The 8,877-nt window shown below is 72.3% G+C and carries 10 protein-coding genes; 8 read left to right on the top strand and 2 right to left on the bottom strand.

Annotated elements, in window-relative coordinates:
* From E7Z54_RS15145 to E7Z54_RS15135, 3 genes are all read left to right on the top strand, one after another.
* A partial coding sequence (locus E7Z54_RS15145; RefSeq protein ID WP_136435050.1) for a PP2C family protein-serine/threonine phosphatase occupies positions 1-1,027 on the top strand: 1,027 nt, incomplete at its 5' end.
* Positions 1,020-2,309 (top strand): vWA domain-containing protein, encoded by a 1,290-nt coding sequence (locus E7Z54_RS15140; RefSeq protein WP_136435048.1) that lies wholly within the window; start codon positions 1,020-1,022, stop codon positions 2,307-2,309. The genes E7Z54_RS15145 and E7Z54_RS15140, both read left to right, overlap by 8 nt.
* An 85-nt stretch (positions 2,310-2,394) precedes the next feature.
* Entirely contained in the window at positions 2,395-3,183 is a 789-nt protein-coding gene (locus E7Z54_RS15135; protein WP_240769707.1) for an FHA domain-containing protein, read from the top strand.
* A 39-nt stretch (positions 3,184-3,222) separates the two neighbouring features.
* Here E7Z54_RS15135 and E7Z54_RS15130 read toward each other — a convergent pair whose 3' ends face one another.
* A complete protein-coding gene (locus tag E7Z54_RS15130; RefSeq protein ID WP_136435046.1) occupies positions 3,223-3,792 on the bottom strand; it encodes an O-methyltransferase in 570 nt (189 codons plus the stop codon).
* A gap of 419 nt (positions 3,793-4,211) precedes the next feature.
* On the opposite strand from E7Z54_RS15130, the gene E7Z54_RS23355 reads away from it, so the two are divergent.
* The 3 genes from E7Z54_RS23355 (at position 4,212) to E7Z54_RS15120 (ending at position 6,643) form a co-directional block, all read left to right on the top strand.
* A complete protein-coding gene (locus E7Z54_RS23355) occupies positions 4,212-4,376 on the top strand; it encodes a hypothetical protein (RefSeq protein WP_168798350.1) in 165 nt (54 codons plus the stop codon).
* Between the two features lie 11 nt (positions 4,377-4,387).
* Positions 4,388-5,488: a 3-isopropylmalate dehydrogenase gene (locus E7Z54_RS15125; RefSeq protein ID WP_136435044.1), complete on the top strand. Its 1,101-nt coding sequence runs from the start codon at positions 4,388-4,390 to the stop codon at positions 5,486-5,488.
* A gap of 75 nt (positions 5,489-5,563) precedes the next feature.
* Complete coding sequence (locus E7Z54_RS15120; protein WP_136435042.1) at positions 5,564-6,643, top strand: branched-chain amino acid aminotransferase; 1,080 nt, start codon at positions 5,564-5,566, stop codon at positions 6,641-6,643.
* A 68-nt stretch (positions 6,644-6,711) separates the two neighbouring features.
* Here the strand turns inward: E7Z54_RS15120 and E7Z54_RS15115 are convergent, their stop codons facing one another.
* On the bottom strand, positions 6,712-7,515 hold the full coding sequence (locus tag E7Z54_RS15115; RefSeq protein ID WP_136435041.1) for an alpha/beta fold hydrolase: 804 nt from the start codon (positions 7,513-7,515) through the stop codon (positions 6,712-6,714).
* Positions 7,516-7,564: 49 nt separating this feature from the next.
* Between E7Z54_RS15115 and E7Z54_RS15110 the strand changes: the two genes are divergently transcribed.
* Entirely contained in the window at positions 7,565-8,023 is a 459-nt protein-coding gene (locus E7Z54_RS15110) for an MmcQ/YjbR family DNA-binding protein (RefSeq protein WP_136435039.1), read from the top strand.
* Positions 8,024-8,058: 35 nt separating this feature from the next.
* Positions 8,059-8,877, top strand: an 819-nt coding sequence (locus E7Z54_RS15105) for a serine/threonine-protein kinase (protein WP_240769708.1), incomplete at its 3' end; no start/stop codon positions are given.

The following is an 8,877-nucleotide window of genomic DNA, read 5'->3' as shown; positions in this document are numbered from 1 at the left end:
GGACGACCACCCGCTGGGGGACGCACCGATCAGCGCACCGACCCGCAAGCCGGCCAGCGCACTGCCGGATCCGCCCGCGGCCGGCCGGCGCCCGTGTGCCGAGTGCGGGGGAGAGGTCGGCCCGGACCTCTACTGCACCGAGTGCGGCACGAAGGCACCGAGCGAGCGCGACCACTTCCGCGAGCAGCCGTCGTCCTGGGTCGCGGGCGTGTGCGACAAGGGCGTGGGCAAAAGCCGCAACGAGGACGCGATGGCGCTGCTCGCCAGCCCCCACCCCGGATCGCGTGCCGTGCTCGTGGTGCTCGACGGCGTCTCCAACTCCGTCGACTCCGACGTTGCCTCGCTCGCCGGCGCCCGCGCCGCTCGGGAGGTGCTGCGGACACCGCTCCCCTCGGGCATGGGCACCCCTGACAGCCGGGACTCCGCGGTGGCCAAGGTCCTCGCGGACGCCGTGGCGGCGGCCAACACCGCGATCGTCGCGGTGACCGATCCCGACTCCACGAACCCGGCCTCCGCCACGTTCACGGTGGCGGTGCTCGAGGGATCGCGGGTGAGCCACGCGAACCTCGGTGACTCGCGGTGCTACTGGCTGCCGGACGCCGGACCCGGCGTCCAGCTCACCGTCGACGACTCCGTCGCACAGGACCAGATCGCCTCCGGCGTCGCGAAGGAGGTCGCGGAGACCGGTCAGCACGCGCACGCGATCACCAAGTGGCTCGGGCGCGACGCGGAGGACATCCTGCCGAGCGTCGGCAGCATCGAGGTCACCGAGCCGGGCTGGCTGCTCGCCTGCTCCGACGGCCTGTGGAACTACGCGTCCGAGCCGGAGGCGCTCCAGGAGCAGATCCGGGCGAGCGGGCTGACCGACCCCGCCCCTCTGGCGCTGGCGCTCGTCGACTTCGCGAACGCGGCGGGCGGTCACGACAACATCACCGCAGCCCTCGCCCGGGTCGACGTCGCGCCGAACGACGTCGGGCAGAATGCCACCCACACCACCCCAGCAGGAGGAGGGCAGAGCGATGGCTGAGTTCACTGCCGCCGTCTACCAGAACGAGTTCCTGCCCGACGGCGGGACCGACGTCAACGCGATCGTCACCATCACCTGCAAGGGCGCTGGAACCGCCGGCCAGTCCGGTGCCGGCGAGGCCGGCGAGATCATCGTCGTCGACACCTCCGGCTCGATGGGACCGGCGACCATGGCGGCCGCCAAGGACGCCGCGCAGGCGGCCCTCGCCGAGATCGTCGACGGCACCTGGTTCGCGATCGTGGCCGGTGCCGACCGCGCGATGCTCGCCTATCCGCCGGTGTCGAGCGGACCCGGCATGACCCGGATGGACGCCGCTGCGCGCCACGACGCGTCGGCGGCCATCGGCCGCTTCGTCGGCAGCGGTGGTACGGCGATCAGCACCTGGCTCGACCTCGCCGGCCAGCTCTTCGCCTCGGTGCCCGAGGTCACCCAGCGGCACGTGCTGCTGCTGACCGACGGGGAGAACCGCGAGCGGCCAGGACGGCTCGACGAGGCCATCAACCGCGCCACCGGCTACTACCAGGCGGACTGCCGCGGCGCGGGCACCGACTGGCAGGTCGCCGAGATCCGACGGATCGCCCAGGCACTGCTCGGCACCGTCGACATCATCCCGAGGCCCGACCAGATGCGGGCCCAGTTCCAGGAGATCATGCGCACCGCGATGTCCCGCGGCGTCGCCGACGCGAAGCTGCGTGTCTGGAGCCCCCAGGGCGCAGAGGTGCTGTTCGTGCGGCAGGTGGCCCCCACGGTCGAGGACCTCACCAGCCGGCGGACCCCGGTGAACCCGCTGACCGGCGAGTACCCGACAGGGGCCTGGTCCGACGAGTCGCGTGACTACCACGTCGCCGTGCGGGTCCCGGCCAAGGCGGTCGGCCAGGAGCAGCTCGCTGCGCGCGTGCAGCTCGCCCTCGGCGACGACGTGGTCACCCAGGCGCTGGTCAAGGCGACGTGGTCCAGCAACTCCGAGCTGACGGCCCGCATCGACAAGCAGGTGGCCCACTACACCGGGCAGACCGAGCTGGCGCAGATGATCCAGGAGGGTCTCGCCGCGAAGGCCGCTGGGGACGAGGCGACCGCCACGACGAAGCTCGGACGTGCCGTACAGCTGGCCGCCGAGACCGGCAACGACGAGGCGACCAGCAAGCTGCGGAAGGTCGTCGACGTCGAGAGCGAGAAGGACGGCACCGTCCGGCTCAAGCGCGCGGTCGACAAGGCCGACGAGATGGCCCTCGACACCGCGTCGACGAAGACGACGCGGATCCGCAAGGAGCCCACCCCGTGAGCCAGAGGACTCCCCGCGCAGCCAGGCCGAGCCGAGTGCGGAGGCTGCCGGACCCCGGCGGTGCAGTACCGCAGCGTGAGCGGCGGTGGATCTCGTGATCCTCTGTCCGTCCGGGCACGAGTCCAGCGCTGCCGACTACTGCGACGTCTGCGGCCTGCCGATCCCCGCCGACGGCGGCGCTGCGCCGGCAGCGCAGACGGCGCCCGGAACGCAGGAGGAGCCCGCCGGCGACACCGAGGCAGACTCGGACGCGGACTCCGGGACCTGCCCGAACTGCCAGGCGGTCAACCCGGCCAACGCGCTGTTCTGCGAGGCGTGCGGCTACGACTTCACCACCGGCTCGATGCCGCGGCCGGTCACCTCGCCCCCGATCGAGTCGGTGCTTGACCTCACCCCCGGTGGCGGAACGCCGACCGTGCGACCCGGCGACCCGGCGAGTGCGGACGGCGGCTCGATCGCGCCACCCCTGACGGAGCCGTGGGTGGCGGAGATCTGGATCGATCCCGACTGGTACGCCGAGCAGGAGTCGACCGACCGGCTCCCCTCCGCAGGGGTGCCCACCGTCGTACCGCTGAAGTCCAGGTCGATCCTCGTCGGCCGCACCTCCCGCAGCCGCGGCATCCACCCTGACATCGACCTCGGCACCGACAACGGCATCAGCCGCCGCCACTGCCAGCTGACCACCGACGGCAGCCGCTGGTGGGTGGAGGACCTGGGGTCGTCCAACGGGACGTACGTCGGGTCATCGGTCGGCCCGCTCCCCGAGGACCCGATCGACCCGGGGGAGAAGCACGAGATCCGCGCGGACGATCGGCTCTACCTGGGTGCGTGGACGCGGCTCGTCGTACGCAAGGCGACCCCCGGCGAGGTGTGACGCGCGGCGTCGGAGACGTCTGTCAGCGGCGTCGGGAGGTCAGCGGCGGGTGGCGATCAGCGTCGACGCGTCGGAGGCGACCATCACCTCGACGGTGGTGAACCGCTCGTCGGTCAGCCACTCCTCGCGCAGGGTGTCCACCCGGCCTCCGGTGATCGGCGGCCACATCTCGCACGGGACGAAGTCGTCGAGCACCACGATCCCGCCGGGCTCGACCAGGTCGGCGATCGCGTCGACGCCGACCTCGCTCGGCTGCCCGGAGTCCAGGAACAGCAGCGAGAACGGGCCTTTGTCGGTGAGCGTCGCCCAGTCCGCGGCGAGGACGTCGACGAGCGGGTCGTCGGTGAAGATCTCAGCCGCGGCGGAGGCGAGCTTCGGGTCGAGCTCCGCGGTGAGGATGCGCGCGTCGTCGTTGCGAACTCCCGATCGCAGCCACGCGGTGCCCACGCCGCAGCCGGTGCCGAACTCCGCCATCGTGCCGCCGCGCGTGGCCGCGAGCATGGCGAGGAGCCGGCCGGTCTCGTTGCGGCAGAAGGAGACGTAGCCCGCGCGGCGGGAGACGTCGAACGCGCGGTGGACCACGTCGGGAAGCTCGGGGGGCGCGCTCATGGGACCCAGTGTCCCATCCGCCGTCTCAGATGTTGTGACCCCGATCTCGGATGCCGAACACGCCCGCATGGTGGGAAACCTCCTGACAGCAGGTCCTGGCCGACGTATGCTCGGCCCACCATGCGGAGCGCTCTTCTCGTAATCGTGCGCCGCGGCGAGGCCTGAGAGAGGCCACCTCGCCGCGGTGACTGCGGCGTTCCCACCGCGTGGGCCCTCACTGATCCATCGGCCCCGGCGCATCTCCTCGACGCACCGCGGCGGGCCTACCGATCGGCGCTGTGACCAGCAGGCGCGATCCGCCGTCCCGACGCAGTCGACTCGCGTGAGACCCACGAGCTGACGCCCACCCGCCGCGGTGGGAGAGGCCAGGGCCATTCCGGCACCGTTCGCCCTCGCACAGCCATCTGGAGACCACTGCCATGTTCACCACCGCCAGCTCCCGCCCCACCCACGCCGACGCCACCGAATGGGGTCCGGCCAAACACGATCCCGACCATCCGCTGCGCCGCGCGAGCGCCGACAAAATCGCGCTGTTCGCGGTTGACCTGCGAGACGGCGACGACCGGCGACCGGACGACAACTAAGGTCTGCCTCCATGAACGACTCCTCCTCCGCAGCCGTCCCGGCCACCTCCGGCGCCGTCAACCTCGCCGTCGTCCCCGGTGACGGGATCGGCCCCGAGGTCACCGCCGAGGCACTCAAGGTGCTGGAGGTCGCTGCGCCCGCCGACCTGAAGTTCGAGCGGACGACGTACGACCTCGGCGCGGAGCGGTACCTCGCGACCGGCGAGGTGCTGCCCGACGCGGTGCTGGAGGAGATCCGCGGGCAGGACGCGATCCTGCTCGGAGCGGTCGGCGGCAAGCCCAACGACCCGAACCTGCCCCCGGGCATCCTCGAGCGCGGGCTGCTGCTCAGGCTGCGCTTCGAGCTCGACCACTACGTCAACCTCCGTCCCTCCCGCCTGTTCCCGGGCGCGGCGTCCCCGCTGTCCGAGGCGGTCCTCGGGAAGGGCGAGATCGACTTCGTCGTGGTCCGCGAGGGCACCGAGGGGCCCTACACCGGCAACGGTGGGGCGCTCCGCGTCGGCACGCCGGCGGAGGTCGCCACCGAGGTGTCGGTCAACACGGCCTTCGGCGTGGAGCGGGTCATCCGCGACGCGTTCGCGCGCGCCCGCAAGCGCCCGCGCAAGAAGCTCACCCTGGTCCACAAGACCAACGTGCTGGTGAACGCCGGCGCCGTCTGGTGGCGGCTGTTCGAGGAGATCGCTGCGGAGTTCCCCGACGTCACGACCGACTACAGCCACATCGACGCGGTGATGATCTACCTGACCACCGACCCGCAGCGGTTCGACGTGATCGTCACCGACAACCTCTTCGGCGACATCGTCACCGACCTCGCCGCCGCGATCACCGGCGGCATCGGCCTGGCCGCCTCCGGCAACGTGAACCCCGACCGGACCGCGCCCTCGATGTTCGAGCCGGTCCACGGCTCGGCACCCGACATCGCCGGTCAGCAGGTCGCCGACCCGACCGCGGCGATCCTCTCCGGCGCGCTCCTGCTCGACCACCTCGGCCACCCCGACGCGGCCGCGAAGATCGAGGCGGCGGTGCTCGCCGACCTCGCCGAGCGCACGCCCGACCAGGCGCGTCGTACGCCGGAGGTCGGCGACGCGATCGCCGCGCGAGTAGCCGGCTGACCGCGCCCGGCAACCTCGAGGCGCGGGCGCTGCCCCCACTCCCACCCGCGACCCCCGAGGACTAGATTCTTAGCCATGCAGATCACTACCTCGCTTTCTGCGAACCCGACCGATGACGCCCGGCTGTCAGAGATCCTGGCCAACCCGGGCTTCGGCGTGAACTTCTCCGACCACATGTTCACCGTCGAGTGGACCCCGGAGAGGGGTTGGTACGACGCGCGCATCACGCCGTACGCACCGATCACCCTCGACCCCGCCGCAGCTGTCCTGCACTACGCGCAGGAGATCTTCGAGGGGATGAAGGCCTACCGGCACGACGACGGCTCGATCTGGGCCTTCCGCCCGGAGGCCAACGCCGAGCGCATGAAGCGCTCCAGCCACCGCCTCGCACTGCCCGTCCTCGAGGTGCCCGACTTCCTGTCGGCCGTCGAGGAGCTGGTCAAGGTCGACGCCCGCTGGGTCCCCGACAACCACGGCGACGGTGAGAAGAGCCTGTACATCCGGCCCTTCATGTTCGCCTCCGAGAGCTTCCTCGGCGTGCGGCCCGCCGAGCACGTGACGTTCATGGTCATCACCAGCCCCGCCGGCTCCTACTTCAAGGGCGGCATCAAGCCGGTGACGCTGTGGCTCACCGAGGAGTACACCCGCGCCGGGCGCGGCGGCATGGGCGCGGCGAAGACCGGCGGCAACTACGCCAGCTCGCTCGTCGCCCAGCAGGAGGCGACGGCCAACGGCTGCGACCAGGTGGTCTTCCTCGACGCCCAGGACGGCAGGTACGTCGAGGAGCTCGGCGGGATGAACCTGTACTTCGTGTTCGACGACGGCTCGATCGTCACGCCGGCGACCGGCACGATCCTCGAGGGCATCACGCGCAGCTCGATCATCGAGCTCGCCGGCAAGATGGGCCACCAGGTCACCGAGCGGAAGTTCGACATCGACGAGTGGCGCGAGGGCGTCACCAGCGGCCGGATCACCGAGGTCTTCGCATGCGGCACGGCCGCCGTGGTGACGCCGGTCGGTTCGCTGAAGTGGGCTGACGGCGAGGTGCCCGCCCCGGCGAGCACGGACCTGACGATGCGGATCCGGCAGGCGCTGGTGGACGTGCAGTTCGGCCGCGCCGAGGACACGTTCGGCTGGATGCGCCAGATCTCCTGATCGCGCGGGCCGGTCCTCGGCGCCGCCGTTGCAGCGGCCGCCCGCGGCACCTGCCCTGCTGCCGCGCGTCAGCCTGGCGCGCCCCAGAACGCAGCGAGGCCCGCGGCGACCTCGGCTGAATGGGTGACCATCAGCCCGTGGTCGGCATCCCGCACGACGAGATCCGCAGCGTCGGGGAACCAGGCGAGCACCTGCTCGCGGACCGCCGCCCACCAGGGGCCGCTCGCGTCGCCCCCGACGTGGAGGACCGGGCAGGAGACCCGTGCCGCGTCCTCGTCCCCGAACTCCCACGCGAGGAGCGCCGGCAGGTCACCGTCGAAGAACGTCGCGGCGTCCTGGCGCATCTGGGAACGGGCGTCCGGCACCTGCGGCTCGAGCGCCGCCCACCAGGCTGGGGTCGACAGCATGTCCCAGAAGATCTCCAGCGCCGCGTCCACGCCCGCCTCCCGCCGCAGGGCGAGCAGCGCGTGGTTCACTGCCCGGAAGTCGTCGCGATAGGCGGCGATGAGGGGTGGCGGCTCGACGACGGCGAGGCTCGTGACCCGCGAGGGGTGCATCGAGGCCAGGTCGAGCGCGACGGCTCCGGAGTAGGAGTAGCCGAGGACGTGCGCCTCGGCGATGCCGCACGCATCGAGCAGGGCGATGCAGTCGGCGGCGTCCCGCGCCACCGAAGCGGGCGCCACCGCCGGTCCGCTTCTCGCGTAGCCACGGCGGTGCTGGACGAGTCGGCGGAACCCATTGACGGCGGGATCGCGGGCGACGGGAAGGAGCTCGTCGGCGGTGAGGCCGGTCTGGATGAGGAGCACGGGCTCACCGGACCCGAGATCGAGGACCTCCAGCGTGGTGTCGTCGAGCCGGACGACCGATGCCATGCCTCATCGTGGCAATGCGACGGGCGGCGTGCAATGGTTCACTGACCTCGTGCCGCACCCGATTGCGTTCAGCGAGGACGACCCCGGCCTGGCCGAGCTGCGGCAGATCTGCCTCGCCCTCCCCGGGGCGGGGGAGCGGATCTCGCACGGCCGGCCGACGTTCCGGGCGGGCAGGATCTTCGTCGCCTTCGGTGGGTCGGTGGCGCCGGTCGCCACGGAGCGAAGCGACGGACGCCGGGAGCGGCGGCCGGGGGAGCGCCGGCAGGTGCCGAGCGCCCTGATCTTCATGCCCGACGCGGTCGACCGATCGGCGCTCGACGCGGACCCGCGGTTCTTCGTCCCGGCCTACTACGGAGCGTACGGCTGGCGGGCGATCGACCTGGCCGAGCCAGGGGTGGACTGGGGGGAGATCCGGGAGCTGGTGGACGCCTCCTACCGGTTGCTCGCGCCGAAGAAGCTGATCGCCCGGCTCGACGCGCCCGGCGCAACGGCCGCCGGAGACGCGTGAGCGGCCTCCGCCGCGGGTAGCCTCGATCCGTGACGATGCGCCCTGACAGCGGCCCGCCCACCCGGGTGGGCGACTACGCGCTGCTGACGCGGCTCGGCGAGGGTGGGATGGGCATCGTCCACCTCGCGCAGGGCCCCGACGGGCGACGGGTCGCCCTCAAGGTGCTGCGGCCGCACATCGTCGGTGACGAGGAGGCGCGCGCCCGGCTCGCCCGGGAGGTCAGCTCGCTCACCCGGATCCGCAGCGCCTGGGTCGCCGAGATGATCGCCGCCGACCCGTGGGCCGACGTGCCGTACGTCGTCACCCGCTACGTGCCCGGCCTCTCGCTGCACGACCACGTCCTGCAGGAGGGACCGATCAGCGGGGGCGACCTGCACTGGCTGGCCGGCTGCCTCGCCGAGGGCCTCGCCGCGGTCCACGCCGTCGGCGTCCTGCACCGCGACGTCAAGCCCGGCAACGTCTTGATGGAGGGGCGGACGCCGATCCTGATCGACTTCGGACTCGCGCGGGTGGCCGACGACGCCCGGCTCACGCACACCGGCTGGCTGCTGGGCACCCCCGGCTATCTCGCGCCCGAGATCCTGTACGGCGACGAGGCGACCCCGGCCGCCGACGTGCACGCCTGGGCGGCGACGGTCGCCTACGCTGCGATCGGCCACGCCCCCTACGGCCGCGGCCCGGCGATGGCGATCATGGATCGCACGCGACGCGGGCAGCACGACCTGTCGGCCGTCGAGAGACCGATGGCCGAGGTGCTGGCCGCGGCGCTCGACCCGGACCCGCTCGAGCGGCCGCTGCTCGAGGAGCTCCTGGCGTGGCTGCGCCCGATGAGCACCCGCCCCGAGCTGCCGCCG

It is taken from the genome of Nocardioides sp. (genome assembly GCF_004803405.1).
Classification (GTDB): Bacteria; Actinomycetota; Actinomycetes; order Propionibacteriales; family Nocardioidaceae; genus Nocardioides; species Nocardioides vastitatis.
Note: the sequence above shows the minus strand (reverse complement) of the source record. Positions and strands in the feature narration are given on the sequence as shown.